Genomic DNA, 17993 nt, shown 5'->3' with positions numbered 1-17993 from the left:
TGTAGGACAGTCGTGTTTATGACCGTAGGGCTCCCTTTTGGCTCTAGGCGGCCCCAGGCAAAGCTGCTACTCTCGGCGCGCTTTGTGACGTCTCGGCCTGCTTGAAAGCGCCAGATTCACCAAAAAACATACACCAATAATAATCGCATCAAATGCGATGATGAATTCGCGTCGCTGACGTCGCTGAGGAGTGGGCTTCCATGAACGAAGACTTTTGGAAGGATAAGTACCCCGCCGGGATTGCTGCAGAAATCAATCCAGACGAGTATCCGAATATTCAGGCGGTACTGAAGCAGTCCTGCCAGCGCTTCGCCAACAAACCGGCTTTCAGCAACCTGGGCAAGACAATCACCTACGGTGAGTTGTACGAATTGTCCGGCGCCTTCGCCGCGTACCTGCAACAGCACACCGACTTGAAGCCCGGCGATCGAATCGCCGTGCAACTGCCCAACGTCCTCCAATACCCGGTCGCCGTGTTCGGCGCCATCCGCGCCGGCCTGATCGTGGTCAATACCAACCCGCTGTACACCGCGCGGGAAATGGAGCACCAATTCAACGACTCCGGCGCCAAGGCCCTGGTATGCCTGGCCAACATGGCGCACCTGGCGGAAAAGGTCGTGCCCAAGACCGCCGTCAAGCACGTGATCGTCACCGAAGTCGCCGACCTGTTGCCGCCGCTCAAGCGTCTGCTGATCAACAGCGTCATCAAGTACGTGAAGAAAATGGTCCCGGCCTATCACTTGCCCAACGCGATCAAGTTCAATGACGTGCTCGCCAAGGGGCACGGCCAACCGGTCAGCGACGCCAGCCCGACCAGCAGTGATGTGGCCGTGCTGCAATACACCGGCGGCACCACCGGCGTGGCCAAGGGTGCGATGCTCACCCACCGCAACCTGGTCGCCAACATGCTGCAATGCAAGGCGCTGATGGGTTCCAACCTCAATGAAGGCTGCGAGATCCTGATCACCCCGCTGCCGCTGTACCACATCTATGCGTTCACCTTTCATTGCATGGCGATGATGCTGATCGGCAACCACAACATCCTGATCAGCAACCCGCGCGACCTGCCGGCGATGGTCAAGGAACTGTCGAAGTGGAAGTTCAGCGGCTTTGTCGGCCTGAACACCCTGTTCGTGGCGCTGTGCAACAACGAGGCGTTCCGCAAGCTGGACTTCTCCGCGCTGAAAGTCACCCTGTCCGGTGGCATGGCCCTGCAACTGGCAGCGGCCGAGCGCTGGAAGGCCGTGACCGGGTGTGGCATCTGCGAAGGCTATGGCATGACCGAAACCAGCCCGGTGGCCACCGTGAACCCGATCCAGCACATCCAGATCGGCACCATCGGCATTCCGGTGCCGTCCACTGTGTGCAAAGTGATTGCCGACGACGGTACTGAACTCGCCCTGGGTGAAACCGGCGAGCTGTGCGTCAAAGGCCCGCAAGTGATGAAGGGCTACTGGCAGCGCCAGGACGCCACCGACGAGATGCTCGACAGCGAAGGCTGGCTCAAGACCGGTGACATCGCGATCATCCAGCCTGACGGCTACATGCGCATCGTCGACCGCAAGAAGGACATGATCCTGGTCTCGGGCTTCAACGTGTACCCCAACGAGTTGGAAGATGTGCTGGCAGGCCTGCCGGGTGTGCTGCAGTGCGCGGCTATCGGTGTGCCGGACGAGAAGTCCGGGGAGCACATCAAGCTGTTCATCGTGGTCAAGCCGGGTGCAACCCTGACCAAAGAGCAGGTGATGGAGCACATGCGCGCCAACGTCACCGCCTACAAGGTGCCCAAGGCCGTGGAGTTCCGCGATGCGTTGCCGACCACCAACGTGGGCAAGATCCTGCGGCGTGAGTTGCGCGACGAAGAGTTGAAGAAGCTCGGTCTTAAAAAGTAACGCTATACCAATGTGGGAGGGGGCTTGCCCCCGATAGCGGTTTATCAGTCAGCAATCTGTAGCTGACACACCGCCATCGGGGGGCAAGCCCCCTCCCACATTTTTATACGTTTTCTACAGGGCGAACTGGGCGAAGCCCACGCCAGCGCCAGCCGGGCGCACATCTTTCAAGAACGAATCCTTGTCTGCGCTCAGCTCCAGGGTGATCTCCGGCTTGCGCTTGCCCGCATTACGCACCACCAACCCTTCGATGTGCTCACGCAAAAACGCCGTCGGCACCTTCAGGTGCAGCAACTGGTCGGTCTCGGCATTGTGCATCAACAGGTGGATCCACTCGTACTGGCCCACGGCAATACGGCCCACCGGGAGGTCAAACCACCAGATGTTGCGTTTGCGGTCCAGGTCGGTGAAATGGCAGTTGTTGACGCCGAGTACGGCACCGCCCAATTCGGTGTTTCTGCGGGCGATGGCCTGTGCTTTATTGAGTTTCATAACCTTCCTACGGGATCTGTTATTCAGCGTTTCAGCCTGAATGTGCCGGGCATTCTCATGGGTTGGCGGCAAAACATAAAGCCAAACCTGCGGCCGGCGATGAAATGCGTGGGCAAAAATAATTGAAACTCTCCCAAACGGCCTTGGGTCAATCTTTAGGTAATGACCAAAACCCTTGATTGTTCTCAGGAGAAATACCATGGGCAGCACAGCGGATAAGGCAAAAGGTTTGGCGAATGAAGCCGTCGGCAACATCAAGCAAGGTGTGGGTAAAGCCACGGATAACACCAAGCTGCAGACCGAAGGCAAGGTTCAGGAAAAGAAAGGCGAAGCTCAGCAAGCTGTCGGTAAGGCCAAAGATGCGGTGAAGAAAACCATCGACAAAGCCTGACCCGGCTGACTGCGAATGCGCAGCCACGCGGCCATCCACGGATGGCCGTTTTTGTGTCACCTGATGCAGTTAAGATTTCGAAATTGTTTCAAGGTCGCCAAATAGTCTACCTTGATGTAGAAAACGGCCCCTGAGTCGCCCACGAACTCAACTTTTTTGCGGCGAAAGGAGACGCTATGATTTTCCCGGTTCTCGATGGTCTCAAGCTGCACAAAGTGCTGTTGCGCACCGTCAAGGAATTCGTCGACGACGAAATGCCCACTTACGCCTCGGCACTGGCCTACCAGATGCTGTTCTCGCTGTTTCCCTTCCTGTTGTTCCTGATTGCCCTGATCGGTTTCCTGCATTTGCCGGACTTCTTTACCTGGCTGCGCCTGCAGTCGGAACTGGTGTTGCCGCCCCAGGCGCTGGAGCAGGTCAACCCGGTGATCGACCAGTTGCAGCAATCCAAGGGTGGCCTGCTCTCGGTGGGTATCGTGATCGCACTGTGGACGGCCTCGGCCGGCGTGCGCCTGATGATGAGCGCGATGAACGCCGCCTATGACGTGGTTGAAGGCCGCCCGATCTGGAAGCGCTTCCCGTTGTCGATTTTCTACACCGTCGGCATCGCCGGCATGCTGTTGGCCGCCGCCGCGTTGATGGTGCTGGGCCCGCAGGTGATGGAGTGGCTGGCCGGACAGATTGGCATGCAGGAGTTCGTGGTCACGTTATGGACCATCCTGCGCTGGCCGTTGATCGTTATTTTGCTGATGTTCGCCGTGGCCCTCATGTACTACGTGATGCCTGACGTCGAACAGAAATTCCGCTTCATCACGCCCGGCTCGGTGCTGGCGGTGGTGGTGTGGATCGTCGCGTCACTGGGGTTTGGCTACTACGTCAAAACCTTTGCCGACTACAACGCCATGTATGGCAGTATCGGCGCAATCATCGTATTGCTCCTGTACTTCTACATTTCCGCCGCCGTGCTGTTGCTGGGCGCGGAGATGAATGCGGTGATCGAGCACATGTCCGCCGAAGGCAAGGATCCGGGTGAAAAAGAGTTTGACGAGCCCGGCCACACCGGTGAAAAACAGCACGTCTCAGGCCTCGGCCGGGACCACTCCAAGCCCACTGCCGATGAAGTCTGACCGATGATCCGTGAAATCCTGAAAATGGGCGACGAACGCCTGCTGCGTATCGCGCCCCCGGTTCCGCCGGAAATGTTCGACAGCCCCGAGCTGTGGCAATTGATCGATGACATGTTCCAGACCATGGAGCACGTGGGGGGCGTCGGCCTGGCCGCACCGCAGATCGGTGTCGACCTGCAATTGGTGATCTTCGGTTTCGAGTCCAGCGAACGCTACCCGGACGCACCGCCGGTGCCACAGACGATCCTGATCAACCCGCTGATCACGCCACTGAGCCCAGTGCTGGAAGAGGGGTATGAAGGTTGCCTGTCTGTGCCCGGTTTGCGGGGTGCGGTGGATCGTTACCAGCAGATTCGCTATGAGGGGTTCGATCCCAAGGGCGAGCCGATTGTGCGCATCGCCGAGGGTTTTCATGCGCGGGTGGTGCAGCACGAGTGCGATCACCTGATCGGGCGGTTGTATCCGTCGCGGATTACCGACTTCACGAAGTTCGGCTTTATCGAAGTGATGTTTCCGGACATGGACCCCACCGCCGACGAGTAGCGTTCAGGCCCAATGAGGCCGAACTGTGGGGCGGGCTTGCTCGCGAATGCGGGGTGTCAGTCGCCGATAATGTTGACTCACCCAGCACATTTCGCGAGCAAGCCCGCTTCCACGGTTGGAATGCGTTTCAAGCCAGGTTATTTGCAGTCGACCTCACCAAACGATCCAAGCCCATCGCGATCATCGGCTTGTTGCGCTTGTAGCGTACCCAGCGTTCGCTGAGGGATTGCGGGAGCACAGTGTCCTGAGTGAAACCCATGCGTTGGTACAAGCCTTCCAGGTCCGGATGACATAGCAACCACACGGTGCCTTCCACCTCGGCCACGGCTTCATCAATCACACGCTTCGCCAAGCCCTGGCCACGATACGCGGGGTCGACAAACACCCCGGTCAACCACTGCCCACCGACCACCGGCGTCAGGCACAGCCCGGCGACAATCTCGCTTTCACGCGCCACCCATAGACGCCCGCCCTTGAGCGCCTTCATCGACGAATTGTGGCTGCGGTAAAACTTGTTCAGCAGCGGCCACAGGGGCTCTGCCAGCGGTTCGATGTGCAAGTTGGGCATGGTGTTCAGGCGGCGTTATCAAGGGCCGAGGATTATAAGCGCCTTCTGCCGGGCAATAGGTGGTATACCCAGTGCTACATCCCCTTTCAGTGGAGCATGCATCATGGCCAAAGGTATGGATTCAAAGAAAGCCGCGAAAAAGAAACCGGCAAAGACCGCCGACGAAAAACGCGCCGACAAGAAAGCCAAGAAAACCGAGACAGGTCTGTTCGGTCACTGAGACCCGTTTTTGAACGAACTCAGCTTTTGGGGGATTCGGCGGCCAGCGCGGCAATCACGGCTGGTCGCTGACCCACCCGCTGCTCAAACGCCGCCAGCGCCGGCCATTCGCGCAGATCAATCGCGTGGAGGGCCGCCCAGCGTAGCACCACGAACAGGTACGCATCCGCCACTGAGTACTGCGCCCCCAGCAAATAATCCTGGCGCTCCAGCGTCTGCACCAGCACGGCAAATCGCTTGAACAGCGTGGCCTGGAACATGGCCCGCACCTCGCCCTGAATCACGCCGTTGAAGAACACTGCCAACCCACCGTGCACTTCGGTGGCGATAAAATTCAGCCATTCCTGCAAACGCACGCGCTCCCAGCTGCCATTGGCCGGCGCGAGATTCGCTGTGGGTTTCAGGTCGGCCAGGTACTGCAGGATCGCGCTCGCTTCAGTCAGCACTTGGCCGTTGTCCAGTTTCAGCGCCGCAACATAGCCTTTGGGGTTGATCTGCAGGAAGTCTTCGCCCTCGGCGGTGGTCTTGGCCTGGTTATCCACCAGCACCAGGTCGAAGGGAATCGCCAATTCGCGCAGCACGATATGCGGGGCGAGGGAACAGGCATGGGGGAAGAAATACAGTTTCATCTGGGGCAGCTCCGTTGAATTTGCGCCAGTCTCGCGGGCATGGCACCGTGCGTAAAATTAAACGTTCAGACCCCCGCCATAAGGACAGCTACTGCCATGATGAACCTGATGCACTGGCGCCTGCTGGTAGCCGTGGCCGATCACGGCAGCATCACCGCCGCCGCCGAGCGCGTGGGCATGACCCAATCCGCCGCCAGCCAGGCCATGGCCGGCATGGAGGCGACGCTGGGCGCACAGCTGTTTACCCGTGAACCGCGCAAGACTTTGCCCACCGCCTTGGGGTTGAGTGTGATCGCGCAGGCGCGGGTGATGCTCGCGGCCTTGCAGACGATTCGCAGCACCGTGGACGAAGCCCGCCCGATGCTGCGCGGGACGATTCGCATCGCCAGTTTCCCCATGGTGCTGGCGACGTTTCTGACGCCGCTGTTGTTGCGTTTTGCTCAGCTCTATCCGGGTATTGAGGTCACTACTCTGGACGTCACCGACAACGAAGTGCTCACCCTGCTCGACGCGGACCTGATCGACCTGGGCGTTGTGCTTAACCCCAAGCCCGAGCGCAATGCCACGGTGCTGGGCCGGGACTTCTGGATGGCCGTGCTTGCGACAGACCATGCGCTGGCGCAACGCCCGGCCGATGCGACTGTGGCGCTTGAGGAATTACTTGAGCAGCCGTTCGTACTTGCCACCGGTGGCTGTACCGCGAATGCACGCAGCCTGGGTGCCGCAGCGGGATTGACGCTGCGCGATATCCGCGTGGAAGTGCGCGAATGGAACAGCGCCTTCAGCCTGGTACGCGAAGGTGTCGGCGTGACGCTGGTGCCGGAAATGGCCCTGCCGGCCCAGCGCAAGGGCTTGCGTGTCATGCCACTGACGGTGCCGCTGCACCGTGAGTTTGCCTTGGTCGGCTCGCCGACCCGTCCCCCTTCGGCCGCTGCCAGCGCGTTGTTAGCAATGGTGGCTGATTAGTGGCCTTGCATAGCGCCAAGCTCTGTCTATGCTCACCCAGAACCGTTGATGACGCTTGGCATATAAAGCGATTCGGATGGTTATTTCCCCATGAAGGTGTGCCAGCACTGTCTAACAAATGAATGGAATGCGCCTCCAGGCGCCGGGAACCCAGGGTGATCTGACCATGTTCAACCGCCATCACAAATCCGACCTGCAACAAATCGAACGTTTCTCCTGCGCCCTTACCGAATCCAACGCCAAACTGGCGGCCATCAGCCGTTCCATGGCCATGATCGAGTTCGACGCCAGTGGTGTGATCCTCGACGCCAACGACAACTTCTGCAACACCATGGGCTACAGCGCCGAGGAGATCCGCGGTAAACATCACCGCCTCTTTTGCGATGAGGCCTACACCCACACCGACGCCTACGCCAAGCTGTGGCGCGACCTGGCGCGGGGCGAGGCCCTTAGCGGCACCTTCATGCGCCTGAACAAGCACGGCCAGGAAGTGTGGCTGGAAGCCAGCTACATGCCGGTGCTGGACAAGGACAACCAGGTGCAGAGCGTGATCAAGGTCGCGTCGGATATCACTGCGCGGGTCCATCACGAACATGAAAACCAGAGCTTGATCGACGCCATCGGCCGTTCCATGGCGGTGATCGAGTTCACCCCGCAGGGCCAGATCCTTAACGCCAACGAAAACTTCCTGAAGACGGTGCAGTATTCCCTGGATGAAATCGTCGGCCAGCACCACAGCATGTTTTGCCACCGCAACGAAGTGGAATCGCCGGCCTACAAGGCGTTCTGGGCGTCGCTCAACCGCGGCGAATACCACTCGCATCGCTTCGAGCGTAAAAACAAATACGGCAAGACCCTGTTTCTGGAGGCCTCCTACAACCCGATCTTTGACACCAATGGGCGCCTGTACAAGGTGGTGAAGTTCGCCAGCGACATCACCGACCAGGTCACCACCCTGCGTAACGCCGCCGACTCGGCCCATGCCACTTCGGTGCAAAACGACGCCTGCGCACGCAAGGGGTCGGAGGTGGTGCAGCAAACCGTGCAGATCATCGAAGAAATTTCCCATGATCTGAACCAAGCGGCGGTGAGTATCGACGCCGTGAGCAAGCAATCGGACATCATCGGTGCCATCGTGCAGACCATTCGCAGCATTGCCGAACAGACCAATATGCTGGCGCTCAACGCCGCGATCGAAGCGGCACGGGCCGGTGAGCATGGGCGTGGCTTTGCAGTGGTGGCAGACGAAGTGCGCAGCCTGGCGGCGCGGACCAGCCAGGCGACGGTGGAAATCGTCGATGTGGTGCGCAAGAACCATGATCTGTCGCTGAGTGCAGTGTCGAGCATGCAATCGAGCTTGAGTCGCACAGGCGTGGGGGTGGAATTGGCGAATGAAGCAGGTCAGGTGATCCTGGAGATTCAGGAAGGGTCACGGCATGTGGTGGATGCGATCGGGCAGTTCAATTCGACGTTGCAGCTGCAATAACCCAATCCCTGCAGGCGCCGGCTTGCCGGCGATAGCATCACCTCGGTCTCTCTGATTCACCGAGGCGCCTGCATCGCCGGCAAGCCGGCGCCTACCGTTGATCGTGGTGCTTGTTAGATCGCAGCCAGGGTTTCTTTCACTGTCTGGGCCTGTGGGTCAGCGGTTTTTGCCGCGACCTGCTGCTCTTGCTGCTGCTTCAAGCGCTCTGCCACTTGCTTGGAAAAGGCATCCTGTTTTTCCTTCGACATGTTCTGCAAGTCTGCCTCGGTCAAACCCTGCTCCTTGAGCAGTTGGTCACGGATGCGCTCGGCCGGGGATTTGCTCATGTAGTCGGTGAATTCCGAGCGCGCACCGGAGGTGGTGCTGGTCGCCGGTACATCGCTGGTCGACGCGCTCGTCTGCAACTGCACGCGGGTCTTGGCAAAGGCTTCGTCGATACGGTCGGTCGCCTTGTCCAATTCCTTCTGTGCGGCCGGCACGGTCACGCTTTGCTGCGCCGCTTGCAGGGCACCGCTGTACAGCGCGCTGGCAGCGGCGTTGGCGGGGTCCATGTCGGGCCGCTTGATCTGTTGAACGGTCGACACGGCTTGGGTGTTGTTGTTAACCAGCATGATCGGTCACCTGTGGAAATGTTCTGTGCCACAGCTGGAGCAAATAGCGTGCCGGGTGCCAGGTGCCCGGTTTTATTGGGGATAGCGTGGCCGTTGCGGCAAACAATGTCCCGCAGGCGGCCAGCCATTGCCGTTAATGGGCGATGTTTTCCAGCGCCAGGTTACGCGTACGCGGCCCGAACCAACTGATGGTGATCATCACGATCAACATGCTGCTGGCGATAAACGCCAGCACCCCCGGTGTGCCCAGGTGTTCGAGGATAAAGCCGATCAACAGGCTGCTGAACACGGTGGATAAGCGGCTGAACGAATAGCAGAACCCCACCGCCCGTGCGCGGATGTTGGTGGGGAACAGTTCGCTCTGGTACGAGTGATAACTGAAGCTCAGCCAGGCGTTGCAGAAGGTGATCATCACCCCACAGATCACCAAACCCACCGCCGTGGTTTGCAAGGCAAACAGGCTGCCGAAGATCACTGCGCCCAGGGCCGAGCCGACGATCTGCCATTTGTTTTCAAAACGGTTGGCCACCTTCACGAACAGCAACGGCCCCAGGGGGTAGGCGAGGGTGATGATGAAGGCGTAGAGCAAACTGTGGGTCACGCTGACGCCTTGGCCCGACAGCAACGCCGGCAACCAATTGCCAAAGCCGAAGAAGCCGATGGCCTGGAACACATGGAACACGATCAGCATCAACGCGCGGCGGCGGTACGGCGGTTGCCAGATATCGGCAAAGCGGCCGCTGCCCTGCACGCTGACGGTTTCTGGCTCGGGCTCATCCAAGGGTTTGCCATGATCCTTCTGACAGCGCGCTTCGAGGCTGTCCATGATCACACCGGCCTCTTCGAAACGCCCCTTTTGCGCAAGCCAACGCGGTGATTCCGGCAAGCGCTTGCGCAATTGCCAGATAAACAGTGCAAACACTGCGCTCGACAACACCACCCAACGCCAGCCCGATACGCCGAACGGTGCTTGCGGCACCAGCCACCATGACATCAACGCCACCGCCGGTACCGACAGGAACTGGATGAAGAACGCAAAGGCAAACGCCGAGCTGCGCATGCGCTTGGGCACCAGTTCCGAGAGGTAGGCATCGATGGTCACCAGCTCGATGCCCAGGCCAATGCCCACCAGGAAGCGCATGCAGATGATGCCCAGGGCGGACGTCTGGATGCCCATCAACACCGTGGCGACGGTGTACCAGACCAGCGCAAAGGTGAAGATCGCCCGCCGGCCGTAACGGTCGGCGATGGGGCTGAGCAGGCTGGCGCCAAGGAACAGGCCGAGGAAGGTTGCCGAGGCAAAGGCGGCCTGGTCCGAAAAGCCGAATACGCCCTCGCTGCCGGTATGAAAAATCCCGTCGCTGATCAGGCCAGGGCTGATATAAGCGGTCTGGAACAGGTCATACAGCTCGAAAAAGCCGCCGATGGACAGCAACGCTACCAAGCGCCAGACCGTGGCGACGGCGGGGAGGCGGTCGATGCGGGCGCTGATGTGGGCGGCGCGGATGGGGTCGATGCCGTCGGTGGTGGAGGTGAGTGTGGACATGGGCGAGATTCCAGGTGCAGTGACCTGGAATCTTAGCTGGCTAACGGAAATCGCTGCGTGTGAAGTTGTGCCCGGTTGGTTGCTCATTCGCTGGATTATTGCGCAAAGACTCTCTTTTCAAAGGTTTTATGGCGGACGGGTTCAGTAGCTGATGGGGATCTCGAAAGTCGCAAAGGCATCGTCTACCGGTTGATAGCCCAGTACTCGGGTGGTTTCGCTCAAATCCAGCCGCTTGAAACGGTTATTGGAAATCCCATGGGCGATCAGGTGTTTTACCCCCTCGGTTTCCACCGCACGTTGCAGCAACTGCACCGCATCCCGTGGGCTGAGCCAGGCGCTGAGGTCACGGGCGTTGTTCAGGTCATGGGTTTCGGGGAATTCAAAGGCACCGATGCGCAGGGCAATGGTCGACAGCGGGGTTTTGGCGGCGTAGTAACCGCAGAGTGCCTCGCCGTAGCATTTGCTCACGCCGTACAGGTTGGCGGGCATCACCGGCATGCCGGGCGTGATCTGGCGGTCCACCGGGTAGCCTTCGATGGTTTGCGCGCTGCTGGCGAACACCAGGCGCTTGACCCCGGCGGCCACGGCGGCTTCGAACAGGTAAGTGGTGGCGAGGATGTTATTGGGCAACAGTTCTTCGAACGAGGCGCTGGCGTGGGGGATGCCCGATAGGTGCACGATTACGTCGATGCCTTCGAGCAGGGTCGCCAGGCTGGATTTATCGCTGAGGTCGGCGTGTACGAAGCGGTGCTCGCCCAGGTCAAAATCCGGCGCCATGCGGTCGGTGAGGGTGAAGCGGTAACGGTCTTTCGAGGCGTCGAAAAACGTCTTGCCGATTCTGCCGCAGGCGCCGGTGAGCAATATGTTGAGTCCTTTCACGCGTAATCCTTGTTTTAGTTATGGCCGTCGAGCGCGAAGGTCTTGAAGCCAGGGCGCTGGCTGAGGCGCAAGTAATACGCCTCCACCGCGGGGTAGGGCGGATGCGCCAGAGGGGCGTTGCGCCAGCGGTGTACGGAGAGGCCGACGAGGATGTCTGCCAGGGTGAACTCATCGCCGGTTACGTAGGCGCCGGTCTTGCTCAGCTGTTGCTCCAGCAGGCCCATCTTGTCGTTCCAGGCTTGCACGCCGGCCTGGATGCGCTGCGGGTCCTGATAATCCGGGTTCTGGCGCACCAGCGCGTGGAACGCGTAGCCCCAGGACGGGTTGAGTTCGGTAGCTTGCCAGTCCATCCATTGCTCCACCCGGGCCCGTGGCGCGGGTTCGGCGGGGAGCAGGTCGTGGCGTTGGTAAAGGCTGACGAGGTACCGGCAAATGGTGTTGGACTCCCATAGCACGCCATGGTCGTCGATCAGCACCGGCACTTGGGCGTTGGGGTTTAGGGCCAGGAACTCGGCGGACTGGGTGGGCTTGAAGCCGATGCCCCAGTCTTCGCGCTGGTAGTCGATGCCGAGTTCCTGGCAGGTCCAGAGCACTTTACGCACGTTGATGGAGGACGTACGGCCCAAGATTTTCAGTGAGTGTCCCATGGTGCTTCCCTGGCAGTGGAGAGCAGCCAATCTAGCAGGGCGCAAGCGGGCATGGTTAAAAAATGTGGGAGGGGGCTTGCTCCCGATTGCAGTGGGTCAGCTACCTGTAAGTTGACTGACCCACCGCTATCGGGGGCAAGCCCCCTCCCACATTTTTTCGAGTAAGGCCTTAACAGCATGGTGTGTGCTGGTCCATGGCCTTGCCTACCAGCAATACACTTAGCTCGCTCAGTTGGTGGATAGCCAGGGCTACATCGCGGTGCTTGCCGGTGAGGTCATCGGACAGGTCGAGCAGCAAGGTGCTGACGGAGCACACGGTTTCGTAGCTGTTGATCAGCAGGGTTTCGGTGGGGGTATCAGGGATGACGGTGAAGAGCGTATGCGTGGGGATGCTGTGCATTATTGACGTACCTGATCTGGGCTGATACCTGATCGCTACTAAACGAGGGTGGCAGCTGTACGCAGGTTAGTAGACCGGTATCCCACACAAACCCGGCGCACCCGAAGGCGCCCTGCGCACAGCCACCATCAAGCATCGATAGGTTCATGCAGCTTGTGTGAGGAAGCGGGGCTACTAAACCCGATCACCGAGACATTCAGCGACCGGCCAACCTTAGAGACCCTCACCCTGACGCACAAGCCGGCGGATTCTGACGTAAGCGTAGGCAACCGGGCAAGGCGCTTACCGCAATGTCAGGCGCTTCCTACAGGCGTCCTACGTACTCTCGCGCACCTGCAACTCAAACCCCATGTCCACCACCGGCTTGGCGATCTTGTTACCTGCCATGATCGTCAACAAATGTTCTGCCGCCCGCCGACCGATCGCCTCACGCGGAGTACTGATGCTGCTCAGGCGCGGCACCATGAACGAGGATGCCGGCAAGTCGTTGAACCCCAGCACTGCCACACGCTCCGGTACTTTGATGCCATGGCGCAGGGCTTCCAGCAGCGCGCCCTGGGCCAGGTCGTCGTTGCCGAAGAAGATCGCGTCTACGTCCGGATGAGCCGCCAGCAACTGTAAAAACAACTCGCCACCCAGTCCCACGGAAGAAGGGCGCGGCGTCAGCAATTCCAGCGCCGGGTCGTACAGTCCAGCCTGCTGCAGTGCGCGGCGGAAACCTTCGCCTCGCAGCAATGTGCGCTGGTCCAGTTGTGCACCGATGTAGGCCAGGCGCTTGCGCCCGCGGGACAGCAAATGCGCCGCCGCCGTCTCGCCCGCCGCGAGTTGCGAGAACCCTACGCAGTTCACGCCGGCGTTGGGGTCCAGATCCATCATGTAGACGCAGGGCACATTGCTGGCCTCGACCATCCGTCGGGCGCTTTCAGTGCGATCAAACCCGGTCAGCAGCAAACCCCGTGGCTGGTAGGCCATGTAGTTGCGCAGCAGGTTTTCTTCTTCGTCGCGGGAATAGTGGGAGTTGCCGATCAGCACTTCAAAGCCCTTGGGACGCAGCACTTGGTGGATGGCTTCAAGGGTTTCGATAAACAGCAGGTTGGACAGCGACGGCACCAACACCACCACCGAATGGCTCTGGGCCGAGGCCAGTGCACGGGCGGCAGGGTTGACCACGTACTTGAGTTCGGCGGCGGCCTGCTGCACTTTTTCCACCAGTTCGGTGGCCACGGTGCTGATGCCGCGCAGGGCGCGTGAGGCGGTAATCGGGCTGACGCCGGCCAGGCGGGCGACTTCGTTAAGAGTCGGGCGACCCGTGGTGCGTAATTTTTTATCGTTCTTGGAGGTCATCAGGCGGCTTGCCAAACAAAAATCGAGGCACTAAGGTAGCGCTGTCTCCAAAGGGCTGCAAATTCTTGAACGCTGGGTTGCCTGATCCGGTTCAAACGATTGGAGAGGATGCACGCGTCACTCCATAAAAAAAGACAAGACGGCGCGGGAAAAGCCTGTTTTTGCACTAGCCTTACAGCGTGCAAAGGTAGCGCTATCTGCGTCCTGAGGTGTTTCATGAGTCAACCTGTTACCGCCCTGGTCATCATGGGTGTTTCCGGCTGTGGCAAGTCCAGCGTCAGCGAGGCCCTGTGCCGCCTGAACGGTGCCACTGCCATTGAAGGCGACAGCTTTCACCCTGCCGCCAATATCGAAAAGATGAGCGCCGGCCACCCCCTCAACGACGACGACCGCGCCGGCTGGCTCGACATCCTTTGCGATGAACTGCGGCGTTCGCTCAAAGCGGGCGAGCACCCCGTGCTCACCTGTTCCGCCCTCAAAAAGAAATACCGCGACCACCTGCGCGAATCAGCGCCGGGTCTGGGTTTCGTGTTCCTGGAGCTGACCCGCGCCGTGGCCGCCGACCGTGTGTCTCATCGCCCCGGCCATTTCATGCCAGCCAGCCTGATCGACAGCCAGTTCGCCACCCTTGAATCGCCTAAAGGCGAGCCGCTGACCCTGGCCCTCAACGCCAGTGAAGACAGCGTCGAGGCATTGGCCGAGCAGACACACGCCTGGTGGCTGCAACACGGCTTTGAACCTACTCATTAATTTTTTGCCGGAAAAGATAGCGCTATCCCCGGCAGGAAATTCAACACCCGCTTTAATAACAACAACAAACAGGAGAGACCCCCCATGTTTGGCATGTCCCACGAGTCCTACCTACTGCTAGATGCAGTCGTTACCATCATCGGGTTGATCGTTCTGATCACCAAGTTCAAGGTGCACCCGTTCATCGCGCTGATCATCGCGGCCGGCTTCCTCGGCCTGACCTCGGGCATGCCCGTGGACAAGATCATCAAGGCGTTCCAGGACGGCTTCGGCGGGGTGCTCGGCTTTGTCGGCATCATCCTTGCGCTGGGCACGATGCTCGGCAAGATGATGGCCGAATCCGGCGGTGCCGATCAGATCGCCCAAACCTTGATCCGCGCCTTCGGCAAAGAGAAGGTCCAGTGGGCCATGATGTTCGCCGCGTTCCTGGTGGGCATCCCGCTGTTCTTCGAGATCGGCTTTGTGCTGCTGATCCCGCTGGTGTTTATCGTCGCGCGCCGCACCGGCGTGTCGCTGATCAAGATCGGCATCCCGCTGCTCGCCGGCCTGTCGGCGGTGCATGGCCTGGTACCACCACATCCGGGGCCGCTGCTGGCCATCGGCGTGTTTGGCGCGGATATCGGCAAGACCATTCTGTACGGCCTGATCGTCGCTTTGCCGACCGCCATTATCGCCGGTCCGATCTTCGGTACGTTTATCGCCAAGTACATCCCGGGCAACCCGTCCCAGGAACTGGTCGATCAATTGGCCCGCGAGACTGATAACAAGTCGCTGCCAAGCTTCGGCATCACCCTGGTCACCGTGCTGCTGCCGGTGTTCCTGATGCTGCTGAAGACCTTCGCCGACATCGCGTTTGCCGAAGGTAACGTGGTACGCAACTGGATGGACATGATCGGTCACCCGATCACCGCCTTGCTGCTGGCCCTGTTGCTGTCGCTGTACACCTTTGGCCATCGCCAGGGCATCCACTCCAAGCAGATCCTCAAGCTACTCGACGCCAGCCTGGCGCCGACCGCGGCGATCATCCTGATCATCGGCGCCGGTGGTGGCTTCAAGCAGATGCTGGTGACCAGCGGCGTGGGTGACGTGATCGGCCATATGGCGGTGAACGCGCAGATCAATCCGATCCTGCTGGCGTGGCTGGTGGCGGCAGTGATTCGTGTGGCGACCGGTTCAGCCACGGTGGCGACCATTACCGGCGCGGGCATTGTGGTGCCAGTAGTAGGGATGATTCCGGGCGTCAACCGTGAGCTGCTGGTGTTGGCGACGGGGGCGGGTTCGTTGATCCTGTCTCACGTCAACGATGCGGGGTTCTGGCTGGTGAAGCAGTACTTCAACATGACCGTGGCCGAGACGTTCAAGACCTGGACGGCGATGGAGACCATTCTGTCCGTCGTGGCGTTGATCTTCATCATGTTGCTGTCGTTGGTGGTGTAAGCCACACCGCAGCATCCCATGGGGTCACCCAATCAAATGTGGGAGGGGGCTTGCCCCCGATAGCAGAGTGTCAGTCATTGCATCCGGTGACTGAACCACTGCCATCGGGGGCAAGCCCCTTCCCACATGTTTGAGCGCATTTCTTCGGGGAAATTGGGTCAGGCTTTAGGGGTCAGCCCATCTGCCCGGAACATCCCGCGAATACCGCGTACCGCCTGGCGAATCCGGTCCTGGTTTTCGATCAGTGCAAAGCGCACATGGTCATCACCATACTCGCCAAAGCCGATGCCTGGCGACACACACACCTTGGCTTCCAGCAGCAGCTTCTTGGCAAACTCCAGCGAACCCAGGGCGGCATATTGCTCTGGAATCTTCGCCCAGACGTACATCGACGCCTTCGGGTTCTCCACCATCCAGCCCAACTCATGCAGGCCTTTGACCAGAACATTGCGGCGCTGGCGGTACTGCTCGGCGATGTCTTTCACGCACTGTTGGTCGCCTTCCAGCGCGGCAATCGCCGCCACTTGCAGCGGGGTGAAGGTGCCGTAGTCGTGGTAGCTCTTGATGCGCGCCAGGGCGTTGACCAATTCCGGGTTACCCACCATGAAACCAATGCGCCAGCCGGCCATGTTGTAGCTCTTGGACAGGGTGAAAAATTCCACCGCAATGTCCTTGGCACCCGGCACTTGCATGATCGACGGGGCTTTCCAGCCGTCGTAGACGATGTCGGCGTAGGCCAGGTCGTGGATCACCAGCACGTCGTATTGCTTGGCCAGGGCGATCACACGTTCGAAGAAGTCCAGTTCCACGCATTGCGCGGTCGGGTTGGACGGAAAGCCCAGGATCATCATCTTCGGCTTGGGAATCGAGCCGCGAATGGCCCGTTCCAGCTCCGCGAAGAAATCCACGCCAGGCACCAGCGGCACCGAACGCACCTGGGCGCCGGCAATCACCGCACCGTAGATGTGGATCGGGTAGCTCGGGTTGGGCACCAGTACGGTGTCGCCCTGGTCCAGTGTGGCCAGCATCAAGTGCGCCAGGCCTTCCTTGGAGCCGATGGTGACGATGGCTTCCGATTCGGGGTCAATGTCCACTTCATAGCGGTCTTTGTACCAACGCGAAATCGCCCGGCGCAGACGCGGAATGCCTTTGGACGTGGAGTAACCGTGGGTGTCTTCACGCTGGGCGACTTGCACGAGTTTTTCGACAATGTGCGGTGGCGTGGGGCCGTCAGGGTTGCCCATGCTCAGGTCGATGATGTCTTCGCCGCGCCGACGCGCAGCCATCTTCAGTTCGGCCGTAATGTTGAAAACGTAAGGGGGGAGTCGATCTATGCGCGCAAAGCGGCGCGGCGAACCTTGGTCTGCCATTGTTGCCTCGAAGTACGTAAGCGCCCGGAACCGTCCGAGCGACGTCGGCCACTGCGGTGGCCTGCGGGGCAGACAATACGGTCGATGATGGCCAGTTGTCCAGATGCGTAGGAAAATTTTCTGCATGGAGTCCAGCGCGAATATGCCCCTATACTCGATGCGGGTTTGTTCCCTCATAAGAAGGAGACTGTTCGTATGGATCAGCAGACAAAACAACCGTTAGAGCCACGCATGGAAGCCGGTAAAGCCTTGGTGATCGCCGGGGTGCAAGGGCGTTATTCGAAGGCCACCGTGGGGGATATCCCCAAATTGTGGGAGTTGTTCGATACCTGTATCAAGGACATCAAGCAGCGTGTGGGCGGCGTGACGTATGGCGTTTGCCATAACCCCAGGCAGGGCGAATTCGACTACATGGCCGGTGTCGAAGTCCCCACCAAAGGCGATGTGCCGAGCAACTTCGAATTCATCGAAATCCCACCGCTCAACTACGCCGTGTTCCCGCACTACGGGCCGGTACAGGCGCTTGAGCAGACGTACGAGCGCATCATGTTTGAATGGCTGCCGCACTCGGGCTACAAGGTGATGGGCGCGGATTTTGAGCGCTACAGCGCGGATTTTGATGCGCGCAAGGGCACCGGGACGGTGGAGATCTGGTTGCCGGTGGGGCAGAAGGTCTGACCGGAACAGGGGCTGGTA

19 protein-coding genes and 1 pseudogene are annotated in these 17993 nt (G+C 59.9%); 10 read left to right on the top strand and 10 right to left on the bottom strand.

Going from position 1 to position 17993, the window contains the following annotated elements:
- The first annotated feature begins 200 nt into the window (after window positions 1-200).
- A complete protein-coding gene (gene fadD1, locus BMZ57_RS22370; RefSeq protein ID WP_010208213.1) occupies window positions 201-1892 on the top strand; it encodes a long-chain-fatty-acid--CoA ligase FadD1 in 1692 nt (563 codons plus the stop codon).
- A gap of 114 nt (window positions 1893-2006) precedes the next feature.
- On the opposite strand, the gene BMZ57_RS22365 is transcribed toward fadD1, so the two are convergent.
- Window positions 2007-2384, bottom strand: a complete 378-nt coding sequence (locus BMZ57_RS22365) for a hypothetical protein (RefSeq protein ID WP_010208214.1) — start codon at window positions 2382-2384, stop codon at window positions 2007-2009.
- A gap of 199 nt (window positions 2385-2583) precedes the next feature.
- On the opposite strand from BMZ57_RS22365, the gene BMZ57_RS22360 reads away from it, so the two are divergent.
- The 3 genes from BMZ57_RS22360 (at window position 2584) to def (ending at window position 4445) form a co-directional block, all read left to right on the top strand.
- Complete coding sequence (locus BMZ57_RS22360) at window positions 2584-2775, top strand: CsbD family protein (RefSeq protein WP_010208215.1); 192 nt, start codon at window positions 2584-2586, stop codon at window positions 2773-2775.
- A gap of 176 nt (window positions 2776-2951) precedes the next feature.
- Window positions 2952-3902 carry a YihY/virulence factor BrkB family protein gene (locus BMZ57_RS22355; RefSeq protein WP_010208216.1) on the top strand — a complete coding sequence of 317 codons (951 nt, stop codon included), beginning with the start codon at window positions 2952-2954 and terminating at the stop codon, window positions 3900-3902.
- Between the two features lie 3 nt (window positions 3903-3905).
- Window positions 3906-4445: a peptide deformylase gene (gene def / locus BMZ57_RS22350; protein WP_021491265.1), complete on the top strand. Its 540-nt coding sequence runs from the start codon at window positions 3906-3908 to the stop codon at window positions 4443-4445.
- 127 nt (window positions 4446-4572) lie between these two features.
- On the opposite strand, the gene BMZ57_RS22345 is transcribed toward def, so the two are convergent.
- On the bottom strand, window positions 4573-5013 hold the full coding sequence (locus BMZ57_RS22345; RefSeq protein ID WP_044287760.1) for a GNAT family N-acetyltransferase: 441 nt from the start codon (window positions 5011-5013) through the stop codon (window positions 4573-4575).
- Window positions 5014-5252: 239 nt separating this feature from the next.
- A complete protein-coding gene (gstA, locus tag BMZ57_RS22340) occupies window positions 5253-5861 on the bottom strand; it encodes a glutathione transferase GstA (RefSeq protein WP_021491267.1) in 609 nt (202 codons plus the stop codon).
- 96 nt (window positions 5862-5957) lie between these two features.
- Between gstA and BMZ57_RS22335 the strand changes: the two genes are divergently transcribed.
- The 3 genes and pseudogenes from BMZ57_RS22335 (at window position 5958) to BMZ57_RS30250 (ending at window position 8313) form a co-directional block, all read left to right on the top strand.
- Window positions 5958-6827: a LysR family transcriptional regulator gene (locus BMZ57_RS22335; RefSeq protein ID WP_010208222.1), complete on the top strand. Its 870-nt coding sequence runs from the start codon at window positions 5958-5960 to the stop codon at window positions 6825-6827.
- Between the two features lie 118 nt (window positions 6828-6945).
- Window positions 6946-7722, top strand: a pseudogene (locus tag BMZ57_RS30255) (PAS domain-containing protein); the annotation flags it as partial.
- Between the two features lie 18 nt (window positions 7723-7740).
- Window positions 7741-8313 (top strand): methyl-accepting chemotaxis protein, encoded by a 573-nt coding sequence (locus BMZ57_RS30250; RefSeq protein WP_392397721.1) that lies wholly within the window; start codon window positions 7741-7743, stop codon window positions 8311-8313.
- Between the two features lie 113 nt (window positions 8314-8426).
- Here the strand turns inward: BMZ57_RS30250 and BMZ57_RS22325 are convergent, their stop codons facing one another.
- The 6 genes from BMZ57_RS22325 to gntR all read right to left on the bottom strand — a co-directional run bounded on the left by BMZ57_RS22325 (window position 8427) and on the right by gntR (window position 13743).
- Window positions 8427-8924 (bottom strand): hypothetical protein, encoded by a 498-nt coding sequence (locus BMZ57_RS22325; RefSeq protein WP_044287759.1) that lies wholly within the window; start codon window positions 8922-8924, stop codon window positions 8427-8429.
- Between the two features lie 133 nt (window positions 8925-9057).
- A complete protein-coding gene (locus BMZ57_RS22320) occupies window positions 9058-10470 on the bottom strand; it encodes an MFS transporter (RefSeq protein ID WP_010208226.1) in 1413 nt (470 codons plus the stop codon).
- A 141-nt stretch (window positions 10471-10611) separates the two neighbouring features.
- Window positions 10612-11349, bottom strand: a complete 738-nt coding sequence (locus BMZ57_RS22315) for an NAD-dependent epimerase/dehydratase family protein (protein ID WP_069672744.1) — start codon at window positions 11347-11349, stop codon at window positions 10612-10614.
- 14 nt (window positions 11350-11363) lie between these two features.
- Window positions 11364-11996 carry a glutathione S-transferase family protein gene (locus tag BMZ57_RS22310; protein ID WP_010208229.1) on the bottom strand — a complete coding sequence of 211 codons (633 nt, stop codon included), beginning with the start codon at window positions 11994-11996 and terminating at the stop codon, window positions 11364-11366.
- A 169-nt stretch (window positions 11997-12165) separates the two neighbouring features.
- Window positions 12166-12396, bottom strand: coding sequence for a DUF6124 family protein (locus BMZ57_RS22305; protein WP_044287756.1), 231 nt, complete (start codon window positions 12394-12396; stop codon window positions 12166-12168).
- A gap of 315 nt (window positions 12397-12711) precedes the next feature.
- Entirely contained in the window at window positions 12712-13743 is a 1032-nt protein-coding gene (gene gntR, locus BMZ57_RS22300) for an HTH-type transcriptional regulator GntR (protein WP_031290552.1), read from the bottom strand.
- Between the two features lie 213 nt (window positions 13744-13956).
- On the opposite strand from gntR, the gene BMZ57_RS22295 reads away from it, so the two are divergent.
- Both BMZ57_RS22295 and BMZ57_RS22290 read left to right on the top strand, forming a co-directional pair.
- Complete coding sequence (locus BMZ57_RS22295; RefSeq protein WP_069672743.1) at window positions 13957-14490, top strand: gluconokinase; 534 nt, start codon at window positions 13957-13959, stop codon at window positions 14488-14490.
- 84 nt (window positions 14491-14574) lie between these two features.
- Complete coding sequence (locus BMZ57_RS22290; protein WP_010208235.1) at window positions 14575-15927, top strand: GntP family permease; 1353 nt, start codon at window positions 14575-14577, stop codon at window positions 15925-15927.
- A 158-nt stretch (window positions 15928-16085) separates the two neighbouring features.
- On the opposite strand, the gene alaC is transcribed toward BMZ57_RS22290, so the two are convergent.
- Window positions 16086-17297: an alanine transaminase gene (gene alaC, locus BMZ57_RS22285; protein ID WP_010208236.1), complete on the bottom strand. Its 1212-nt coding sequence runs from the start codon at window positions 17295-17297 to the stop codon at window positions 16086-16088.
- Window positions 17298-17492: 195 nt separating this feature from the next.
- Between alaC and BMZ57_RS22280 the strand changes: the two genes are divergently transcribed.
- Complete coding sequence (locus BMZ57_RS22280; protein ID WP_010208237.1) at window positions 17493-17975, top strand: GyrI-like domain-containing protein; 483 nt, start codon at window positions 17493-17495, stop codon at window positions 17973-17975.
- The last annotated feature ends 18 nt before the right edge of the window (window positions 17976-17993 follow it).

The organism is Pseudomonas simiae (assembly GCF_900111895.1).
Lineage (GTDB): Bacteria > Pseudomonadota > Gammaproteobacteria > Pseudomonadales > Pseudomonadaceae > Aquipseudomonas > Aquipseudomonas simiae.
This window is presented reverse-complemented; position numbering and strand designations above follow the sequence as displayed.